Source organism: Paenibacillus sp. UNC451MF, from assembly GCF_000686845.1.
Lineage (GTDB): Bacteria > Bacillota > Bacilli > Paenibacillales > NBRC-103111 > Paenibacillus_S.
The window spans coordinates 180114-200703 of the sequence record NZ_KK366025.1 but is presented as its reverse complement, the minus strand read 5'-3'; the positions used below and the strand labels follow the sequence as shown (position 1 = coordinate 200703).

Genomic DNA, 20590 nt, shown 5'->3' with positions numbered 1-20590 from the left:
AAGGATAAATGATCAAAATAACGATTTTTAATGAATTTATTCAAGAGCAGCGCAAGCCGGAAGTCGCAGCCATATACCCTGAAGGAATCCATGGAGCGATTGCACAAGGAATTAAGCAGGATGGCTTACATATTCAATTTGCAACCTTTGATGAGCCTGAGCATGGGTTAACGCAGGAGAAACTGGAGGATACGGATGTACTCATATATTGGGGACACGTTGATCATAAAGGGTTTCAGGATGCCGTTATTGACCGTATTTGTGAACGGATACATAAAGGAATGGGATTAATCGTGCTGCATTCCGGGCATCATTCCAAGCTGTTCCGAAGACTGATGGGGACATCATGCGATCTTTTATGGAGAGAAGCAGACGAGAAAGAACGCTTGTGGGTTGTTGATCCTTCTCACCCTATAGTAGAGGGCATAGGCCCTTACATCGACTTGCCTGAGGAAGAAATGTACGGGGAGCATTTTGATATCCCTGTTCCGGACGAATTAATCTTTGTGAGCTGGTTTGCGGGAGGAGAAGTATTCCGCAGCGGCTGCACGTACCGCCGCGGTCAAGGCCGAATCTTTTATTTCCGTCCGGGCCATGAAACCTACCCTACCTACCATAACAAAGAGATTCATCGTGTGATTTCCAATGCAGTGAAATGGACAGCCCCGGTTCAAAGAGAAACCACCTATTATGGCCACCATACTCCTTTGGAGGAAATAAACAAGTAGTGTGTGCAGTCTTGGTTAAAGACTAATCGGTGATTTTACTAACCGACATATACTTGCTCCAGACGGTCCCGTTCATTTGGGACAGCTGATTCAATAATTCCGTTTGGAACGAACCTGGCTTGTCCGGTGAAGAGGCAAGAATGGCGGTGTCCGCTGCTGCGCTATAGAAGGACAATGCGGAGACAGCTGCAAGCATGAGATCTTTTTCTACGGCAGAAAATGCGCCGATGATTGAAGTTAACAAGCAGCCCGTTCCTGTTACGCGAGTCAGCAAAGGAGTTCCGCCGCTGATCTTATAGGTATCCGTTCCGTTGCTGACATAATCATCTTCTCCAGTCACGACAACCACACAACCGAGAGCTTGTGCCGCACGCTTCGTAAGCAAGCCAATATCTTCGGTCAAATCTCCTGCGCTATCGACACCTTTAATGGACCAGGACTCGCCTATGACATTGGCTATCTCTGCTGCATTACCTCGCAGGATGGATACTTGAAGCTCCTTCATAATGCGGCGGGAGGTTTCCGTGCGATAAGGAGTGGCTCCTGCACCAACAGGGTCGAAGATGACGGGAACCTGATGCTCGTTCGCGGAACGGCCCGCAATCAGCATAGATTCAACCACGGTTTCATCCAAGGTTCCGATATTCAACACCAGAGCGCCTGCGATGCGTGCCATGTCAGCCACTTCTTCTTTGGCATAAGCCATCACGGGGGATGCACCCAATGCCAATAGGCCGTTCGCTGTAAACTGGGTAACGACGACATTCGTAATATTGTGTACTAAAGGGCTCATGGATCTTACTTTGTCCAAGGTTCTGATCATGCTTTGGTTATCCATTGACTTTGGTCTCCTTATCATTAACTCTGGGATGAAGGTTCATCTTATCGTATCTTTTTTAACTGTAAGTCGGTAAGTTAAGCTTCCTAACTTCTTATCCATTTTAGCACTAATGGGTGCGGATTTGCCAAGAACTTTGGTAGTTAGAATCCCCATCAGAGTACCACGTACACATCTGAAGCTTCATGGGTTTTACGATTCTATGGGAGTGGGGAACCACTCCTTTTTTTGTGTTTGCTGGTATGGGCTTCAAGTTATTGAAGAACCAGAATCGGAAGCTTTCAGCATTTGCTTTACAATAACGGACAATTTGAAGATGCCTGTTTCCAAATCGTCCAAGGAAGCATATGCGTAAGATATACGAAGATGGCGGCTGTTTTCCCCATCGTACAGATGACCTGGGTTGAGCAAAATCCCCTCTTTCAGGGCTGCTGCAAACAATGCCTTTAATGGCAGAATCTTAGATAAGCAAAGCCATACATAAAACCCTCCATTAGGTATTTCCCAATGCGCAAAATCCCCCAAATGCTTCTCCAAAGCCGTAATTGCAATCGCTCTGCGGACAAGCAGCTGTTGTCTCAACGATAGAATATGCTGCTGGTATAAGCCGCTTGCAAGCCATTGAGCGGCAGCAGCTTGAGAGAGGGAGCTCGCCCCGTAATCCGTTTGCATTTTAATGTCTGCCAACCGGTCCATAACTGGCTCGGGGCCGATGACCCACCCGATTCGAAGTCCCGGACTGACGGTCTTCGAAAAGCTGCCCACATATAAAACATTACCCCCTGAGTCTGCTGCTTTTAAAGGCTGAGGGGGCGGGGCATCAATCCATAACTCCCTATATACATCATCCTCAATCAAAGGCAGACCTTCCTTGATGCAAACCTGCAGCAGCTGTTCCCGTCGATTCCGGGACATGACTATTCCCGTCGGATTATGAAAGGTAGGAATGGTATACAGGAGCGCGCCGTTGTACTGCTTCTTGTACTTAGGAACAAGGTCTGCTCGAATCCCTTGATTATCCATCGGAATGCCGGTAAGCTTCATTCCCGCAGATTGGAATATAGGGATGGAGTAAAGATAAGATGGTTTTTCCAGCAGGATCGTTGATCCTCTATACAGCAGTCCTATAGAAATGAGATGAAGAGCCTGAAGGGCGCCGGACACGATCAAGATGGAAGAGGGAGCGGCATGAATACCGTAATTCTCCACGTGTTGTGCAATGAGCTGCCTTAGTCTTGCGCTGCCTTTGGGCTCCTCGTAGCCAAGTGTCATTGTTGTTTCATTAGACAATTTTTGAAGCACGGTTCTCATTTCTTGATGCGGCAGCAGGTCGGGAGCTAATTCCCCTGTCCCAAGTCGGATGATATCCGAGCGAAACTCGGCTTGATTGATTTCCTGGACGGTTGAAATATTTGAGGATTGAATGCCTGATTTCACATAAGAGGTCCAGTCGGGTGGGGGAGCAGAGTTCTGGTCATGTTCAGTGAAATTTGCCACGGTGGTACCGCCCCCACGATTGCCCTTCAAGTAGCCATCTGCAGTCAATTCGTCGAGAGCTACCACGATCGTACTTCGATTCACACCAAAATCTTTCGAAAGCCGCCGCTGTGACGGAATTTTCGTTCCCGCTGGCCACTCGCCGCGAATGATTTTGTTTTTGATGTGCAGGCTGATCTGATAATGGAGCGGGAGATCAGATTTACGGTCCGGCTGCCATTCTACTTGCGAAGTCATTACTGTTCCTCCGGTTATTTTTAATTATCTCTTATTATACGATTTGGTTGGTTTGTTATCCATCCAAATGGATGGAGTCAAGGACCACCTCTTGTTCTACAATAGACCGATAAGCGCATCAAGTTTAACTGGAGGATATACGATGATTGAAGCAATGATTCACGGGTTTATATTGGCTGGGGGGCTGATCCTGCCTTTAGGTGTACAAAATTTGTTTATTTTCAACCAGGGAGCGAACCAACGGCGCCTGATCCGTGCCATGCCTTCAGTAATTACAGCCGCGTTATGCGATAATTTGCTGGTCATCCTCGCGGTATTAGGAGTGTCCGCAGCTGTTTTTACATTTGGTTGGCTCAAAATGATTTTGCTAAGTGTTGGCATAGTATTTCTAATCTATATGGGGTGGCAGACATGGAAAAGCGATCAGTCCAATAGTTTGTCTGCTGCAGAATCTAATTATGGGCTGCGTAAGCAAGTGCTGTTCGCGGCTTCCGTGTCTTTACTGAATCCGCATGCCATTATGGATACGATCGTCGTGATCGGGATGAATTCGCTGCAGTATTCAGGAGCAAATAGAGCCACATTTACTTTATCTGTTATTTTGGTATCGTGGCTATGGTTCATAGGGTTATGCGCAGCAGGAAGTCTAATGAAAAAGATGGACAAATCCGGCGATTGGATGAGACGGTTGAACAAGGCATCTGCGGTTATCATCTGGGGAACGGCTCTCTATATGGTTTGGAGACTTTTGGATTAAGTCGATCAATTCAATAAAGGTTTATGTCGAATTATACAAGAAGATAACGCAAAAAGGACAGACGGTAGAATCCGGCTGTCCTTCGTCTTGGCTGTGATGCCGCTTACTTGTCGCGAAAATAAACAAGAGGAACCAAAGCCAAGCTCTCTCCAGTGGAAATCGGTTCAATAAGAATTTCGATAATGGCATGATTTTACAGACAACGACACATAAACTAAATATAATGAAGTCAGTGTAACTCTTCATTTTCCGGGAGGTCATTATGTACAATATTCTTATTGTGGACGATGAGAAGATTGAGCGAGAAGGGATCAAGCTGTTAATACGGCAATATAAGCTTCCGTTTCAAATGGCTGAAGCTGAGAATGGTTTGAAAGCGCTTCAATATTTACAAATGAACCCGGTTGATCTTCTGTTGACGGATATTAAGATGCCATTTATGGACGGCATGCAGCTCGCGGCTGAAGCGAGAAAGCTAGATCCGTCGCTGCAGATTTTATTTTTGTCTGCATATGGGGAATTCCATTACGCTAAGCAGGCGCTTCAGCTGCAAGCGGCAAATTATATCCTAAAACCAGTAGAAATAGCAGAATTTCTGAATGCAATGCAAGAAGGTGCTCAACGTTGTGAAGAGCGCAGAAGACAGCAGCTTCTGGAGTTGCTCCACGGAAGAAAGCCCAGTATGAGCCGCAGCCGCTGCTGGAATGTGTTCCCTTATAAGCGGATGATGGTGATGGAGAGCAGACTGAAGTTTTTTGATACCTGTTCGCAGGATATAGAGCAAATACTAAGAGAAGTGCTGAAGCAGCCCTTCGATTATATAAATTTGAATGAATTTCAAAGTCTGCTGCTATTTCAAGACCGCCTTTGCGAGGGGACATGCCATGAGGAACTTGACCTTATAGGCAGACGGCTACAGGCTGTAATGCACAAATGGTTCCAGTCTGATTTCTTTATTGTGTTCAGCTGCGGCCTGTATTCGGAGGAGAGCTTTTATTCGGAGTGGAGTAAGATGGAGAAGCTTCTTGAAACGAGATTTTTCTCAGAAGCGCCATTTATTTTGTTTACGGAATCATCAGAGTGGAGCCATAACGGCCCGACCGATTCGGTCGATGCATTGGTGGAGCGGGTTCAAGCGGCGCTGGAACAGAAGGATCTTCAACTCGGCCGTGAGGAGTTGGGACGCTTATTTCTTAATTTGGAGAACAGTACTTCGTTCTCAACGATTTATGTAAAACACCTATGCATGCTGCTGGTAAAGTATATGGTGATCTATCTGCGAGGCTATGTCAAAAAGTCTGTTCAGGAAGCAGCTCAAGACATTTACCATTGTCATAACCTAACCGAGCTGAAGGGATTAATGCTGCGTTTTTTGGAAGAAAGTATTGGAGGGGTCATTCATGACGATATGGGGATGAAACCGGGACGCAAAAATATTACTCATGTACTGGAAATCATTCATACCGAATATCAGACCGATATCCACCTAGAACAAATTGCCGAGAGAGTGTATTTATCCCCCAGCTATTTAAGCTATTTATTCAAGAAAGAGACCGGACTTAGCCTTGTGAAATATGTTACGCAATACCGTATGGAGAAGGCGAAGCATTATTTGAGCAGCACCAATATGAAGATAGTGGATATCGGTCATGAAGTGGGCTACACGAATTTATCTTACTTTGGAGCACTGTTTAAAAACTACGTAGGTGTCTCTCCGGCCCAATATAGGGAGGAGAGTCCATGAAACGCTTTATGCATTATTTCCTGAATCTGCGGCTTAAGCAAAAATTGTTGTTTACCTATATCGTTCTCGCGATCATTCCGATTCTGGCTCTGGGCATTTATTCATATCACCAATCCAATCAATTCCTCCAAAGACAGGCTATGCAGGGGATGAAGGATACGGCAGGAGTACTAGCGGATAAATTTAATTATAAAATCGGGAAATACAACAACTTAACGAATCTGATTGTTTTTAATTCAGGTATTCAGCGTATATTCGCAAATCAGTATGAGGACCTTGACAATTTGGCGTATGATTTAAGGCACGATCTGGACCCGTTCTTCAAGATGATTTTATCTATCGATAAGGAAATATCCCAACTGACCGTATATTCACAAAATGATCTTCCGGAATATGGAGACTATATCCAATCCGCTGATAGGGTAAAGGATACATTATGGTATAAAAGCTCCAACAACAATACAAATTCCACTGGATGGTACTACGAACAGGGGGATCTATTACTAACCCGAAAATTCCCCAATTTTTTCACGAACGGCAAATATGTGCTGCTTACCATGAAATTTCGTTATACCGATATTTTTCAGGATATTAATCCTCCTGATTTAGGAGAGTACGGAATCGTCATAACCGATTCCAACAGTCGTGTCATTTATTCCAAAACAACCGATTCCGGTGCCCAATTAAACCTGGAGAAAGCGGGTGCAGCCGGTGTTCCGGAGGGGATTGCCTCTTTGAACGGAATAGACCATTTTGTTATCAAGAGCATGATGGAACAGCCCAATTGGACGCTTTACTTTTATGCACCGGTAGCTCAAATGTCTCCAGGACTCATACAAATCGTCGGGGCAACGATCGTCATTATTATGCTGTGCCTTTTCGTCTTAATGATTCTGATGGGTCTCTTTTCCAATACATTGTTGAAGCAAATTCTCATTCTGAACCGCACCATGAAGTCAGTTGGCGACGGCAATTGGGACATCGTCATTCCAAAAGGCACCAAGGATGAGATTGGAGAGCTGGCTGTCCGTTTCAGCGATATGCTTCGCAAAATCAAGGAGTTAATTAACGAGGTATACCACAACCGCTTACTGCAAAAGGAGGCCGAGTTGAAGGTATTGCAGACGCAGATCAATCCCCATTTTTTGTACAACAGTTTATCGATTATTAATTGGAAGGCGCTTCATCTTGGTGCGACGGATATTAGCCATATCGTGACGACGTTGTCCAAGTTTTATCGAACGGCATTGAATAAGGGAGAATCGGTAACTTCTGTTCGGAGTGAGTTGGAAAATATGATAGCGTACTTGGAGATCCAGCTTATTATGCACGATAACAGCTTTGATGTGGAGTACAGGATCGATGAAAGTCTGTATCGCTGCCACACGTTGAATTTTATTCTTCAGCCTATCGTTGAGAATGCGATTGAGCACGGGATTGATCAGAAGCTGGAAGGGAGAGGACGGCTAACGGTTACAGGAGTGCTAAAGGAAGATGCCATTGAGTTTACAGTAGAGGATAATGGTCCGGGTATGAACAGGGAGCTTATCGATTCATTGTTCGGCAGTATGGCTAAAGGCTATGGTCTGAAAAACGTTCATGACCGGATTCGACTCTCTTTCGGTGAACGGTACGGGGTTACAGCAGAGAGTGTCGAAGGAGAAGGAACTCGGATGCGTATCCTTTTGCCTCAAGAAGATAAGAGCATAAAATTATGATGCTTTTCTAAAAAATCTGATAATTTAATTCGCATAGTTATTGTGTATAGTTAAAACATGAAATGTAAGCGCGAACAAACATGAAGGGAGGCCTACTTAACCCTATTTTTCCCGCCCAAGGAGGTGTCCGATGAAAAGCGCAGTGCAACTCGGCGAGCCCGTCCGTGAAGTCGTCAAGCTTCGGTCTTACCGCATTAAGCAAATAAAAGCTCATAAAGCGTTGCTGCTCATGCTGGTACCCGGTCTGCTTTATTTTATCATTTTTCACTATATCCCGATGTTCGGTGCTGTGATCGCATTTAAGGATTTCAAAATTCTTGGAGGCATCAGTGCAAGCCCTTGGGTCGGGATGAAGCATTTCAATAAAGCTTTCTCCGATCCTTACTTCTACATCGTACTCAAAAATTCACTGCTTATCAGCTTCTATAAATTGCTCTTTGGGTTCCCAGTACCGATTCTGTTCGCCTTGCTGCTCAATGAAATCCGCCACGTGCATTTCAAGAAGGTCGCACAGACTGTATCTTATCTTCCGCACTTCATCTCATGGGTCGTGCTTTCCGGTATCTTCATCAGCATTTTCTCCCTTGACGGGATCGTTAATAGCTTTCTGAAGCTGCTGAGCAACCAGCCGATTCTGTTCTTGGCCGACGAGAGATATTTTCGGAGCATTCTAGTCATAACGGATATATTCCAAAGCTTTGGTTGGGAATCAATCATCTATTTTGCAGCGATTGCTGGAATTTCACAGGAGCTGTACGATGCTGCTGTAATCGATGGGGCTAGCCGAATGCAGCGGATTGTACATATTACATTCCCGATGCTGCTTCCCACAATCTGTATTCTGCTGATACTACGCATGGCTCATGTGTTGGATGCTGGCTTTGATCAGATTTTTAATATGTACAGCGCAAAGGTATACGAAGTGTCGGACATCATAGACACCTATGTATATCGGAAAGGCTTGATCGATGCCAATTACAGCTACTCAACCGCAGTAGGCCTATTCAAGTCGGTTGTTGCTTTAATCCTCATTGTTACGGTAAACAAGATTGTCCGCATGATGGGGGGGAGGGAGCATACGCTATGGTGAGCAGTCAGCAAACGAGAAGATCGGTAAACGAGAAGCTGTTCGATGTATTTCTGTATGTGATCATCCTGCTGATGATGGTCATTACGCTGTTTCCTTTCTGGAATCAGGTGGTCATTTCCTTAAGCCCAGGCAGCTTAGCCTTCTCAACAGGCGTTCAGCTATGGCCATCACGCGTAACCTTTGATAGCTATGTGATGGCAATGAAATATCAGTCGCTCTGGACCGGGTTTGCCAATTCTGGAATACGCGCCATAGTCGGGGTCGTGCTCAGTCTCATACTAACCTCTATGTTCGCCTATCCTCTATCTAAGAAGGGGCTGCCGTTCAACTCACTGCTTACAGCGTTTATTATATTCACCATGCTGTTCAAGGGCGGCTTAATACCTAATTATATTTTGATCAAAAAGCTTGGTCTGTACAACTCGATGTGGGCCCTCATTCTACCCGGTGTCATCAGCGCGTTCAATGTGCTCATTATGCGGAATTTTTTTAAATCGATACCTGAGGGGTTGGAGGAATCTGCAAAGGTGGACGGGGCCGGTTATTTCCTGATCTTCTGGAAAATCGTCCTTCCGTTATCCAAGCCGGTATTGGCTACTGTCGCTTTGTGGGTGGCAGTAGGTCACTGGAATGCCTGGTTCGACAGTCTGATCTACATATCAGATCCGAACAAGCAGGTGCTGCAGGTAGTACTCCGCAAAATTATAGTCGATAACAACATGGATGAATTGAATGCGATGCTGTATCGAACGGATCAGTCAGGTGCTTTCTCGGGCAGACAGCTTCAGGCGACCATGATTATGATGTCTATCATTCCGATGCTGCTCGTTTATCCGTTCGTTCAGAAATATTTTGTCAAAGGCATCATGATCGGTGCATTAAAAGGTTAGTTCATAAGGAGGCATCTGTATGAAAAAGAAAAGTATTGCCGCCTCACTAAGCTCTGCCATTTTGCTTACATCGCTTATCGGCTGCAGCTCGTCCGAAGGTCAGCCAGCAGCCCCCTCAGCTGATGCAGGTACGACCAATAAGAAAATGAAGCTGACATTTTTGAGCGCTAACTATGACAAAGTGACGGCGAACGGGTATGCCAATAATCAGATCAAAGAGAAGTTCAATGTGGATATCGATATTTTACCGATTCCCAACGACGCTAATGCCCGAAAGGATGCGATCCTGCTCAAGATCGCTTCTGGAGAAATACCGGATACATGGGCGGATCTGCCTTTTACAGCGTACAACAAGCTGGTAGATCAAGGAGCGGTTGCCGAAGTTCCTCAGGAAATGCTGGAAAAATATGCTCCGAAATATATGGCATGGTTGAAAAAGTATTTGGGTAACGACCCTTTCATTTATACGCGAAGGAACGGTAAAAATTATTCTTTGCCGATTGTCTGGAGTCTCGGACCGACTTGGCAGGTGCTGGGAATCCGTCAGGATTGGCTGGACAAGGTCGGCCTATCCAAGACGCCTGAGTCACTCGATGATCTGGAAGTCATGCTGCGTAAATTCAGAAATGACGATCCTGATGGGAATGGCAAGAAAGATACGTACGGCTGGACGGTGAAAAGCGAAGCGATTGAGAATTTATTCTCACCGATATTCGGTGCCTTTGACTTGTACCCCGGAGCCTTCGTCGATCGGGGAGGCAAGCTTGTCCGAGGAGAGGTGGAGCCGGGTGCTAAGGAAGCATTAACCCTCTTGAATAAATGGTATAAGGAGGACCTAATCGATCCGGAGTTTGTTCTTAACAAACAGAAGAACGTAGAGGATAAAGTCATTTCGGAGAAAATCGGCATGGTTCAGGATGCCTGGTATAAATTCATTCCGAGAGATGCTTTTAACTCCGGCTTATTTTACGAAAAGACGAAGGAGAAAAATCCGAACGCGAAATGGACGACGATCTCCGGACCGAAAGGACCTGCCGGAAAGCTCGGTATTACCCAGCGTAATCCCATTCCAAGCTCAGGTGTCCAGTTGGGAGTACATATGAGCAAAGATCCGGACAAAATGATCCGCTATATTCAGTTGTGGGAGGAACGGTCCTTTAACCCGGAATTTTATGAGAAGCTCGTATACGGAGAGAAGGGAAAGACATATAAGATCAACGCTGATGGTGATTTCGAATATATCCCTCCTTATGATAAGGAAGAGGAACGCATTAAATTCGGTATCGGCGATCAATATGGAACCTCCTTCAACGACTACGATTTGCAAGCGCCCTATATGACGAAGAGCAAATTAATGCCGATTCGTAAGCAAGCTGAAAGTGTGGCTAAAGGGGAATATGATGTGATGAGCCCGGTAGAGCTGCCTATTTATTATGAAAATAAAGACCGGCTGGATCAACTGACTATCAAAAACTTTATCGATTTTATTACCGGAAAACGGCCAATCTCGCAGTTTAATGATTTTGTGGATGAATGGAATAAATCCGGCGGTTCCAAGGTCATGGAAGAAGCGCAAAAGGAATACGAGAAAATGAAGAAAAAATAGAACGATCCATGAGTGAAAGGAAGGGATGAATGCATGGAGACGAAAAAACAGGTGGAATGGTTTAAGGATGCCAAATGGGGCGTCTGCTGCCACTATTTGCCGACCCCGCCGAATAATCAGGAAGGGCGCCATATGACAAGCGAGGAATGGAATGATCGCGTAAATCGCTTCGATGTGGAGGGGCTTGTCTCCCAGCTGGAAAGTGTCGGTGCAGGATACTTCCTCATGACGATCGGCCAAAATACAGGGCACTACTGCTCGCCGAATGCTACCTATGATTCCATCGTTGGCATCCATCCGAGCAAATGCTCACGCAGAGATCTCATCAGTGATCTGGCAGACGCGCTTACTGACAAAGGGATCAGGCTGCTTGTATATCTTCCGAGCGGTGCTCCCGCGTCCGACGCTGTTGCGATGGAGAAGCTGGAATGGGAATGGGGCTATGAGGAGGATTGGGGTAAACCGCGTAAGGATGTCATAGCAAGTCACCTCACCGTCGTCACAACGGAGCAGGGCACCCGATTAGCTGTGCCGCAGCGCAAGCTGGACCAGAAACGTAAAGGGAAACGGCTGGCTGCGTTTCAGCGGAAGTGGGAGTCTGTCATTACAGAGTGGTCAGAGCGTTGGGGGAACAAGGTCAGCGGATGGTGGATCGACGGATGCTACTTCGCTGATGAAATGTACCGTCATCCGGATGAGCCCAACTTCCAAAGCTTCGCGGCTGCGTTGAAGTCAGGAAATCCAGACAGCATTGTCGCTTTTAACCCGGGGGTTGTTGTACCTGTGAAATCACACACAAGCTTCGACGATTATACGGCTGGAGAAATCTCGAAAGTATTTCCTATGCGGCACAGCCGCTGGGTGGATGGAGCCCAATATCACACATTAGGTTATCTCGGTTTGACCTGGGGGGCTGGCAACCCGCGCTTCCCTGATGAATTCGTAATCGGTTATACGAAGCACGTGAATCTTAACGAAGGTGTTGTGACTTGGGATGTGCCGATCTCGCATCAGGGCTACATCGAAGAACCGTTCATTCGGCAGCTGAAGGCGCTTCGACAAGGATTGGACACTTAGTACTCGTTATTATCCGAAATGGAGCAGGTAATGAAAGGAAGGATAAAACGATGGAGACAAAGCGAAACGTAGATTGGTTCAAGGCTGCTAAGTGGGGAGTATTCTGTCATTATTTACCAACCCCGCCGCATGATCGGAAAGGATGCCATTTAACGCCGGAGGAATGGAACGAACGCGTAGACGCATTCGATGTGGAAGGCTTGGCTGCTCAGCTGGAAAGCGTTGGAGCTCGGTATTTCTATCTCACTCTCGGTCAAAATACGGGACATTACTGCGCACCTAATGCAGTATATGACGACATCGTGGGACTGAAACCGAGCAAATGCTCCAGACGGGATCTGGTTAGCGATCTTTATGAAGCATTAGCTCCCAAGCAGATTAAGCTGCTCGTTTATTTGCCAAGCGGAGCTCCAAACGGTGATTCCGTAGCAGTAGAGAAGCTTGAATGGGAGAATGGATACACGGGTTCCGGAATGCGGCACAATCGACAACGGACCGGCAAGCGATTGGCGGAATTCCAGAAGAAATGGGAGGCCGTCATTACGGAATGGTCTTTACGTTGGGGGAATAAGGTGAGCGGATGGTGGATCGACGGCTGCTATTTCGCCGATGAAATGTACCGTCACCCGGATGAACCCAACTTTCAAAGCTTTACAGCAGCTTTAAAAGCAGGCAATCCCGACAGCATCGTTGCCTTCAATCCCGGCGTAATCGTACCTGTGATCTCTCATCGAACGGAACATGAGGATTACCTCGGGGGAGAGGTGATAAGGTCGTTCCCAGTATGTGAGGGACGTTGGCTCGAAGGGGTTCAATACCATATCCTTAGTTTTCTAGGCAAGGATTGGGGGTATGGAGAGCCGGAGCTGCCCGATGAGTTCGTCATTGGTTATACGAAACATGTTAATGAGCATGAAGGGACTGTGACGTGGGATGTTCCGATTTCGCATCAGGGATTAATAGAGGAGCCATTCATTCGCCAGCTGCAAGTCCTTAATCAAGCTTTAAACGCAGAACTGTAATATTACGGTGTCCTATTATTTCTTCGAAAGTCCTCGATAGAGGTTTTCTAATAAAAAACTTAACCGATGGAGGGAATCACATGAACGAGAAGGAGAAATATTTATTTGATGTTCAAGGTTATCTTTTGGTGGAAGATGTGTTAAGTCAAGAAGAATTGACTGCAATGAACAGGGCTATTGATGAGAAACAGGCAGCAGGGGAGCCTATACGTGATTTCTTTCTGTGGGATGAACCGGGATTCCGCAATTTGATCGATCATCCGAATACTAAGCCCTATTTGAACGCGATGTTCGGCCAGCACTACCGTCTGGATCATGAGTATGCGATCATCCATCGTAAAGGGGATAAACAGCTGCAGCTGCATGGCGGCAACAACCCATTTGACCCTGGACAGTTTTATCAAGTGCAGAATGGCAACATATTCAGCGGCTTAACAGTATACTCCTTCGCTCTATCCGATATCGGTCCGGATGACGGCGGTTTCTGCTGCATCAGCGGCAGCCATAAAGCGAATTTTGCATTACCGGAGGAATACCGGCATTACGAAGAAATCGGGCCGACCGTGCATGTGCCCCAGAAAGCAGGCAGTCTCTTAATCTTCACCGAGGCGCTCACGCATGGTACATTCCCGTGGCAGGGAACTCAGGAGCGAAGATCGTTTCTATACAAATATTCACCTCTTATGATTGCGTGGCGTAAATATGACCGTACTCCAGAGCTGCTGGATCGATTAACACCGGAGCAGCGTCTGATTTTGGAACCGACCTATCATCCTTATCTGCGTAGAACCAAGGTATACGAAGGCTAAATAACCTTTAGCCAGTCGACGCACCTTCGTGATAATTGCTTGCAATGTCTCGAAGGTGTTTGTCTTGCCAAGAAATGGAGTGACGTGAGATGCCATGGAATCATAGATCGCTTTGGGCTCTGGCTTGGCCTATTATGATCGAGATGTTCCTGCAATTCATGATCGGGATCGCAGATACATTGATGGTTAGTTGTATTTCCGATCATGCGGTAGCGGTTGTCGGCATCAGTAACCAATTTTTTATGTCCGCCATCGTGCTATTTATGCTTATAACAGGCGGTGCGGGAATCGTCATCGCGCAGAAGCTGGGGGCGAGGCAGGAGCAGGAAGCGCGGACAGCAGCGGTAATGACTGTGCAGTTGACATTCATTATAGGCACGCTAGTCAGTCTGCTCCTATATACAGGAGCGGGACGGATAGCAGCCTGGCTGCAAATTCCCGGAGAGCTGCAGCCACTAGCGGTCACATATATTACCGTAGTGGGAAGCGGCACTATGCTCACTTCCTTGATGCTTGCCCTAAGCACGATCATTCGTAATACGGGCAATACCAAAGGACCGATGGTCATTTCTCTTGGGATGAATACATTTCATGTCTGCTTGAACTATTTGTTTATATTCGGAGCCCTGGGTTTCCCGGAATGGGGGTTGTACGGGGTGGGTCTATCTACTGTCATTAGTCGGGGCATTGCGGTCATCCTGCTACTTGTACTGCTTCGGCGTTCTTTCGCCATTCCAATCGGTTGGCGGGATGTACGACTCTTTTCGATACCGATCCTGAAGGATATTTTGCGTATTGGATGGCCGGTATCGCTTAATGGGGCCTCATGGACTTTTTCGCAAATTTCCATTTTCGCCATTATAGCCTCGATGGGGGCGCTACAGCTGGCAACCCGAACTTATATGAACACGCTGGAATCGTTCTGTTTTTTATGTGGGATGTCTCTGTCAATGGCTGCGCAAATTCGAATTGCACAGCAGTATGGTGCAGGGCAACTGGGAGAAGTGTATCGGGGCGCTTGGGAGGCGCTTAGGTCAGGGCTTTTCGTAGTTATTCTCAATACTATTCTTCTAGTTATCTTGTGTAGTCCGATTCTGCACTTTTTTACGACCAATCAGGATGTCATCGCTTTGAGCAGCGCTGTTTTGCTCATGAATTTGCTGCTTCAGCCTGCAAAAATGTTCAGCAACGCTTTCATTAGTTCTCTGAGTGCAATAGGGGATACGAGGTTTATTGCCGTTGTCGGCATTTCTTCAATGTGGGCGGTATCCGTAGGCTTAACGTTTGTGCTGGGTGTGGAGCTTGGCTGGGGACTCTATGGAGTCTATACAGCTATGATTGCCGATGAACTCGTTCGCAGCACTTGTTACATCGTCCGTTGGAGAAGCAAGAGACGATTATGGGATTTGGACAGAAGTGTAAAATCGGTACATTTTTCGTTGGATCGTCGTATGTAAAATAGGTGAGCTATTGCTTACAATTACGTTATAAGCAGTTGCAATATCCCAAATTATTCGTCAAAGGGGCAGGGAGAGGAGTCAATCAGATGGCTAATAAAATTCAGGTTACAGTATGGAATGAGTTTTGGCATGAGCAGCACCAGGATAACATTAAGGCGGTCTATCCGGAAGGAATTCATCGGGTGATCGCGGCTCATCTCGAGCAGCACCAGGATATGGAAGTTCGGACCGCAACCTTGTACGATCCGGAGCACGGTTTGACGGATGAAGTGATCGAGAAGACAGATGTGCTGATCTGGTGGTCCCATCTAAGAAATGATCTGGTGCCAGATGCGCTCGTCGATAAGCTATATAAGCGTGTACTGGCGGGTATGGGAACGATTTTCCTCCATTCGGCTTCGGGTTCGAAGCTGTTCAAGCGGCTGTTGGGTGCAGCAGGAGGCCACAAGTGGCGTGAGGCACACGAGAAAGAAAGGCTGTGGGTGCTAAAACCAGGCCATCCGATTGTAGACGGCATCGGCGAATATTTCGAATTAAAGGAAGAAGAGATGTACGGTGAGCATTGGGACATTCCAGAACCGGATGAGCTGGTATTGGCCAGCTGGTTTGAGGGAGGGGAAATATTCCGCAGTGGAATCACTTATACAAGAGGTAAAGGGAGAATGTTTTATTTTCGTCCGGGGCATGAAGAGTATCCTACCTATTACAATGCTAACGTGCTCAGGATCATTGAGAACGGAGTGCGCTGGACCAAACCGCAGACGGCTTCACCGGTCATTACTAGCGGTAATGTGCCTTCCATTGAACCGATTAACGGTTGTCTTCGGGACGGTCGCGGCAATAGGATCGAGTAACTAATTTGCGTGCTTTCGCTTTCTAACCGGAAGGAGAACAACGAATATGTCGACAGATCAAGCGGAGAAGGCGACATCGACGGTCTATCCCATCTTGATTGCTATCAGCATCGCACACCTACTTAATGATGCCCTTCAAGCTGTTATCCCAGCTTCGTACCCGATCCTAAGGGAGTCTCTTCATTTGTCCTATACACAGCTTGGAGTCATTACATTCATTCTTTACTTCTCTTCTTCGGTCATTCAGCCATTCATTGGGGCTTTTGCGGATGCTAGGCCAACCCCTTACATTCTGCCAGCGGGCATGGCGCTCGCTCTTCTGGGGATGCTAGGCCTTGCATTCGCTCCAGGCTATATAACGGTTCTTCTCTCCGTTATTATCGTAGGAATTGCTTCTGCCGTGTTCCACCCCGAGGGGGCACGAATTGCATACCTGACTTCAGGGACGAGGAGGGGTCTCGCCCAATCAATCTTTCAAGTCGGAGGCAATGCAGGGAGCGCTATGGCCCCATTGATGACGGCCTTTATATTTTACCCTTTCGGACAGTTAGGTGCCGTATGGTTTACCTTAGTTGCGGCTCTCGGCATAGCGCTGCAAGGTTGGGTTGCCGGCTGGTATAGAGACCGAATGCAGCAAGCGCGGTCAGCCAAAAAAGGAAACGTATCAGAGGAAGAAAAGCTGCTGCACAAAACAGTCATCGGTGCCATCGTTATCATCATCATGATATCGTTCGCTAGATCATTGTTCGGGTCGAGTGTCGGTACATATTTTGTTTTCTATCTTATGGAACATTTTCATATGAGCATCCCGGAAGCGCAGATGTATATTTTCGCCTACGCGGGAGCAGGTATTGTGGGAACATTTCTGGGTGGACCGCTATCCGACCGTATCGGGAGGAAGAACGTGATGCTTTTGTCGGTGTTGGGAGATGCGCCTTTTGCCATGCTGCTGCCGCATGTTGACCCGATGTGGATTTTTCCGCTTTTAATAGTTCTAGGAGTCATTACTCACAGCAGCTTCTCGGTAACTGTCGTCTATGTACAGGAGCTTGTACCCGGCAAGGTTGGTATGGTCTCGGGTCTCATTACAGGACTCGCATTCGGAATGGGGGCCATAGGAACTGTTGTTGTCGGAGCATTAATTGATCTGACGAGTTTGACCACGATCATTGTCGCGTGTTCATTCATGCCGTTATTCGGCGCAATCGGGTTCCTGCTTCCGTCGGATCGAAAGAAACGCATTGTGCCGCAGAGTATCCAGGGCAAGGCGGAGGGAGCAGCAAAAAGTTAGATCAATACGTTCTGAACCAGTTGAAGTTACATCATTTATATGGGAGGAATGAGATATGGAAAGGATGAAAGTGATTCAGGTTGGAGTGGGCGGCTTCGGAAAGTATTGGCTGGAAAACATCAAATCTGTTGAGTCGATTGAGCTGGTGGCCATTGCCGATGTACAGCAATCGAATTTGGACGAAGCGCTCAATGTGCTGGGCGATTTGAAGGTGCCGGTGTTCTTGTCTCATGAAGAAGCTTTTCGGGAAGTAAAAGCAGATCTAGCACTGCTAATCACTCCACCACCGACTCGTCATCGGTTGACACGGGACGCACTTGAAGCCGGTATGCATGTCATTGTGGAGAAGCCGATGGCCTCTACCTATAGGGAAGCGCTGCAGTTATTAGAAATCGCACAGTCATATGACTTGCTAGTTTCCGTGAATCAAAACTATCGCTGGACTCCTGAAATGAAAGCCATTCGGACCGCTCTGGAATCAGGTCTTATTGGTGCCGCCGAGGTGGTGGAATGGCAGTTCAACCGTGACGGTTCCAGGAATCGCGGCCCTCAATCTGAATGGAGGAAGAATAGGGAGGAACCTTTGCTTACGGAGCTTAGCATTCACCACTTCGACCTGATGAGATATTTGCTAAACGCTCAGCCGATATCGCTGTTCGCCAACAGCTTCAGTCCTTCATGGAACGAGAGAGGGGGCAACGTATCAGCCTCCGTCATTCTTAAATTTGCGGGAGGGACACATGTTAACTATTTTGCCAGCAGCGGAAATAAGGGCAAAGACACTACATGGACGGGGAACTTCCGCATTGTAGGGAAACTTGGGGCCCTCGAGTTCTCCGATGGCCTAGCTTACCATGTTACAGAGGACGGCGAGAGCCATCTGCTGGAGCTGCCTGTACAAAAGTACAGCAACGTTGCCTACACAGTGAACGAGTTCGTGCAGGCGGTGCGGGAAGGTCGCAGGCCGGTGACCCATATTGCTGATAACTTGATAAGCTTCTCGATGGTCGGAGCAGCAGTGGAATCGTCCAAGACAGGCAAAGTCGTACGGCTGGATACAGGGTATTACCACGCTTATTGAGAGCAAGAGGAACAGGGTCCAATCCAATGAAACCGGAGGGGAGGCTGCTTCTATGAAGGAGTCTCCGTGATCGGATATGAAAGGGGTATAGTCCGCATGGCAGCGAACATTCGTGTAACGATATGGAATGAATTTTATCATGAGCAGCATCTCGATATTGTGAAAGAAATTTACCCGGATGGCATTCATCGTGCGTTGGAGAGTCATCTGGCACAGCAGCAGGGTCTACAAATAACAACGGGTACTTTATATGATCCTGAACATGGTTTGCCAGACGAGGTCATCGAACAGACCGATGTGCTGATCTGGTGGTCGCATATGAGAGACCAAGAAGTACCAGATGTGTTGGTCGACAAGTTGTACGATCGAGTGATTTCAGGAATGGGGGCTATATTCCTGCATTCGGCTTCCGGTTCCAAGCTGTTTCGAAGGCTTATGGGCACAGGAGGTGGAGGGAAATGGCGTGAAGCCCATGAGAGGGAGCGTCTCTGGGTTTTGAAGCCAGGCCATCCGATCGTTAACGGTATCGGCGAATATATCGAACTCCCTCATGAAGAAATGTATGGGGAGCCCTCGAATATACCGGAGCCTGACGAGCTGATTTTCATGAGCTGGTTCGAGGGTGGGGAAGTTATGCGCAGCGGTAATGTTTACACTAGAGGTAAAGGGCGGGTGTTCTATTTCCGGCCGGGGCATGAAGAATACCCGACTTACTATAACAAGGATGTGCTGCGGGTAATTGAAAATGCAGCGCGCTGGGTTTCGCCTCACGATGCGCCTCCTTCCATTACTACAGGCAACGTGGCGTCCATCGAACCGATAAAAGGCGTACGTCGGGATGGACATGGCAACCCGCTTGATTAACATCAAGAGGAGGGGAGATGCGGCGAATGGATAATAAATCGGCAGCCCTACAGCAAACAGCTATGCACTTACCTAAACGCTCCGGCTTTTGGGAACGTGTAAGGCAGCATAGAATGATGTATCTATTTCTGTTACCGGCTTTCGTCGTAACTATCATCTTTGCGTTCATTCCAATGTTCGGCCTTATCATGGCCTTCCAGGACTATACTGCCGTGCAAGGATTTATGAATAGTCCGTTTGTCGGCTTGAAGCATTTTATCAGTATGTGGTCCAATCCTGAGTTTATTCTAGGACTGAAGAACACTGTGTTTTTGAACGGTATGCTGATCCTGATCGGTTTTCCGCTGCCCATTCTTTTTGCACTTCTGCTTAATGAAATCCGAAGTATGCTGTTCAAACGTGTGTCGCAAACAATCTCCTATTTGCCGCATTTCATTTCCTGGGTTGTCGTGGCAGGCTTAGTCTATAAGCTGCTGGAGGAGGATTTCGGAAGCGTCAATCTGCTTCTTCAAGCGCTTGGGTTTGAAAAAATATCATTTATGCGGGAGGTCGATTACTTTCGCGGTATTTTCGTCACAACGGTCATTTGGAAGGAGCTAGGCTGGAATTCGATTATTTTTTTGGCAGCGCTTACTTCAATTGATCAGGATCAGTACGAAGCAGCGACGATAGACGGAGCCAGCAGATTTCAAAAGCTGTTGTACATTACTCTACCCGGCATTGCCAATGTTATCGGGCTGATGTTCATCTTCAAAATTGCTACCATTTTTGGAGGAGGAGGCGGGGGAGCGAGCTTCGATGCGGTATACAATATGGGCAACCCATTGGTTGCGGAAGCTTCTCTCACGCTCGACTACCATGTCTATTTGGCCGGAATTCGTCATGCCGAAATATCCTACGGAACAGCCGTAGGACTTGTCCTCTCGATCTTATCGTTCGGCATCCTTATATTGTCCAATAGGATAAGTAAGAAAATAAGCGGCTACGGAGCCTTCTAGCAGATACTGGCCCCAATGTGCTTCAAGAA

Annotated in this window: 18 protein-coding genes; 16 read left to right on the top strand and 2 right to left on the bottom strand. The window is 47.1% G+C overall.

The window, feature by feature from the left end; all coding sequences use genetic code 11:
- Positions 1-8 precede the first annotated feature (8 nt).
- Positions 9-728, top strand: a complete 720-nt coding sequence (locus BP97_RS0133340) for a ThuA domain-containing protein (protein ID WP_028552948.1) — start codon at positions 9-11, stop codon at positions 726-728.
- 22 nt (positions 729-750) lie between these two features.
- Here the strand turns inward: BP97_RS0133340 and thiM are convergent, their stop codons facing one another.
- Positions 751-1566: a hydroxyethylthiazole kinase gene (thiM, locus tag BP97_RS0133335; protein ID WP_028552947.1), complete on the bottom strand. Its 816-nt coding sequence runs from the start codon at positions 1564-1566 to the stop codon at positions 751-753.
- 249 nt (positions 1567-1815) lie between these two features.
- Positions 1816-3300 carry an aminotransferase-like domain-containing protein gene (locus tag BP97_RS0133330; RefSeq protein ID WP_028552946.1) on the bottom strand — a complete coding sequence of 495 codons (1485 nt, stop codon included), beginning with the start codon at positions 3298-3300 and terminating at the stop codon, positions 1816-1818.
- A gap of 142 nt (positions 3301-3442) precedes the next feature.
- Between BP97_RS0133330 and BP97_RS0133325 the strand changes: the two genes are divergently transcribed.
- The 15 genes from BP97_RS0133325 (at position 3443) to BP97_RS0133255 (ending at position 20561) form a co-directional block, all read left to right on the top strand.
- Positions 3443-4057, top strand: coding sequence for a LysE/ArgO family amino acid transporter (locus BP97_RS0133325; protein ID WP_028552945.1), 615 nt, complete (start codon positions 3443-3445; stop codon positions 4055-4057).
- A 262-nt stretch (positions 4058-4319) separates the two neighbouring features.
- Positions 4320-5801 carry a response regulator gene (locus BP97_RS0133320; protein WP_028552944.1) on the top strand — a complete coding sequence of 494 codons (1482 nt, stop codon included), beginning with the start codon at positions 4320-4322 and terminating at the stop codon, positions 5799-5801.
- Positions 5798-7519 (top strand): cache domain-containing sensor histidine kinase, encoded by a 1722-nt coding sequence (locus tag BP97_RS0133315; RefSeq protein WP_028552943.1) that lies wholly within the window; start codon positions 5798-5800, stop codon positions 7517-7519. Before BP97_RS0133320 ends, BP97_RS0133315 begins: the two co-directional genes overlap by 4 nt.
- A gap of 130 nt (positions 7520-7649) precedes the next feature.
- The gene (locus BP97_RS0133310; protein ID WP_028552942.1) at positions 7650-8609 is read left to right on the top strand and encodes an ABC transporter permease; all 960 of its coding nucleotides are present in this window, start codon (positions 7650-7652) and stop codon (positions 8607-8609) included.
- Complete coding sequence (locus BP97_RS0133305) at positions 8603-9499, top strand: carbohydrate ABC transporter permease (protein WP_036747008.1); 897 nt, start codon at positions 8603-8605, stop codon at positions 9497-9499. Before BP97_RS0133310 ends, BP97_RS0133305 begins: the two co-directional genes overlap by 7 nt.
- Positions 9500-9518: 19 nt before the next feature.
- Positions 9519-11105 carry a type 2 periplasmic-binding domain-containing protein gene (locus BP97_RS0133300; protein WP_028552940.1) on the top strand — a complete coding sequence of 529 codons (1587 nt, stop codon included), beginning with the start codon at positions 9519-9521 and terminating at the stop codon, positions 11103-11105.
- Between the two features lie 33 nt (positions 11106-11138).
- A complete protein-coding gene (locus BP97_RS0133295) occupies positions 11139-12182 on the top strand; it encodes an alpha-amylase family protein (RefSeq protein WP_036747005.1) in 1044 nt (347 codons plus the stop codon).
- A 50-nt stretch (positions 12183-12232) separates the two neighbouring features.
- Positions 12233-13204, top strand: coding sequence for a hypothetical protein (locus tag BP97_RS38370; protein ID WP_051621184.1), 972 nt, complete (start codon positions 12233-12235; stop codon positions 13202-13204).
- Positions 13205-13284: 80 nt separating this feature from the next.
- Complete coding sequence (locus BP97_RS0133285; RefSeq protein WP_036747003.1) at positions 13285-14013, top strand: phytanoyl-CoA dioxygenase family protein; 729 nt, start codon at positions 13285-13287, stop codon at positions 14011-14013.
- 89 nt (positions 14014-14102) lie between these two features.
- The gene (locus BP97_RS0133280) at positions 14103-15470 is read left to right on the top strand and encodes an MATE family efflux transporter (RefSeq protein WP_028552937.1); all 1368 of its coding nucleotides are present in this window, start codon (positions 14103-14105) and stop codon (positions 15468-15470) included.
- 89 nt (positions 15471-15559) lie between these two features.
- The gene (locus tag BP97_RS38365) at positions 15560-16327 is read left to right on the top strand and encodes a ThuA domain-containing protein (RefSeq protein ID WP_051621181.1); all 768 of its coding nucleotides are present in this window, start codon (positions 15560-15562) and stop codon (positions 16325-16327) included.
- Positions 16328-16373: 46 nt separating this feature from the next.
- Positions 16374-17618, top strand: coding sequence for an MFS transporter (locus BP97_RS38360; protein WP_051621178.1), 1245 nt, complete (start codon positions 16374-16376; stop codon positions 17616-17618).
- A gap of 55 nt (positions 17619-17673) precedes the next feature.
- Positions 17674-18699, top strand: coding sequence for a Gfo/Idh/MocA family protein (locus BP97_RS0133265; protein WP_028552936.1), 1026 nt, complete (start codon positions 17674-17676; stop codon positions 18697-18699).
- Between the two features lie 96 nt (positions 18700-18795).
- Positions 18796-19563, top strand: a complete 768-nt coding sequence (locus BP97_RS0133260; RefSeq protein WP_028552935.1) for a ThuA domain-containing protein — start codon at positions 18796-18798, stop codon at positions 19561-19563.
- A gap of 26 nt (positions 19564-19589) precedes the next feature.
- Positions 19590-20561 (top strand): ABC transporter permease, encoded by a 972-nt coding sequence (locus tag BP97_RS0133255; protein WP_051621176.1) that lies wholly within the window; start codon positions 19590-19592, stop codon positions 20559-20561.
- Positions 20562-20590: the final 29 nt, after the last annotated feature.

Bases quoted from the DNA above. Each gene is read 5' to 3' on its own strand.
- BP97_RS0133340 (WP_028552948.1), top strand. From the start codon at position 9: ATGATCAAAATAACGATTTTTAATGAATTTATTCAAGAGCAGCGCAAG.
- thiM (WP_028552947.1), bottom strand. From the start codon at position 1,566: ATGGATAACCAAAGCATGATCAGAACCTTGGACAAAGTAAGATCCATG.
- BP97_RS0133330 (WP_028552946.1), bottom strand. From the start codon at position 3,300: ATGACTTCGCAAGTAGAATGGCAGCCGGACCGTAAATCTGATCTCCCG.
- BP97_RS0133325 (WP_028552945.1), top strand. From the start codon at position 3,443: ATGATTGAAGCAATGATTCACGGGTTTATATTGGCTGGGGGGCTGATC.
- BP97_RS0133320 (WP_028552944.1), top strand. From the start codon at position 4,320: ATGTACAATATTCTTATTGTGGACGATGAGAAGATTGAGCGAGAAGGG.
- BP97_RS0133315 (WP_028552943.1), top strand. From the start codon at position 5,798: ATGAAACGCTTTATGCATTATTTCCTGAATCTGCGGCTTAAGCAAAAA.
- BP97_RS0133310 (WP_028552942.1), top strand. From the start codon at position 7,650: ATGAAAAGCGCAGTGCAACTCGGCGAGCCCGTCCGTGAAGTCGTCAAG.
- BP97_RS0133305 (WP_036747008.1), top strand. From the start codon at position 8,603: ATGGTGAGCAGTCAGCAAACGAGAAGATCGGTAAACGAGAAGCTGTTC.
- BP97_RS0133300 (WP_028552940.1), top strand. From the start codon at position 9,519: ATGAAAAAGAAAAGTATTGCCGCCTCACTAAGCTCTGCCATTTTGCTT.
- BP97_RS0133295 (WP_036747005.1), top strand. From the start codon at position 11,139: ATGGAGACGAAAAAACAGGTGGAATGGTTTAAGGATGCCAAATGGGGC.
- BP97_RS38370 (WP_051621184.1), top strand. From the start codon at position 12,233: ATGGAGACAAAGCGAAACGTAGATTGGTTCAAGGCTGCTAAGTGGGGA.
- BP97_RS0133285 (WP_036747003.1), top strand. From the start codon at position 13,285: ATGAACGAGAAGGAGAAATATTTATTTGATGTTCAAGGTTATCTTTTG.
- BP97_RS0133280 (WP_028552937.1), top strand. From the start codon at position 14,103: ATGCCATGGAATCATAGATCGCTTTGGGCTCTGGCTTGGCCTATTATG.
- BP97_RS38365 (WP_051621181.1), top strand. From the start codon at position 15,560: ATGGCTAATAAAATTCAGGTTACAGTATGGAATGAGTTTTGGCATGAG.
- BP97_RS38360 (WP_051621178.1), top strand. From the start codon at position 16,374: ATGTCGACAGATCAAGCGGAGAAGGCGACATCGACGGTCTATCCCATC.
- BP97_RS0133265 (WP_028552936.1), top strand. From the start codon at position 17,674: ATGGAAAGGATGAAAGTGATTCAGGTTGGAGTGGGCGGCTTCGGAAAG.
- BP97_RS0133260 (WP_028552935.1), top strand. From the start codon at position 18,796: ATGGCAGCGAACATTCGTGTAACGATATGGAATGAATTTTATCATGAG.
- BP97_RS0133255 (WP_051621176.1), top strand. From the start codon at position 19,590: ATGGATAATAAATCGGCAGCCCTACAGCAAACAGCTATGCACTTACCT.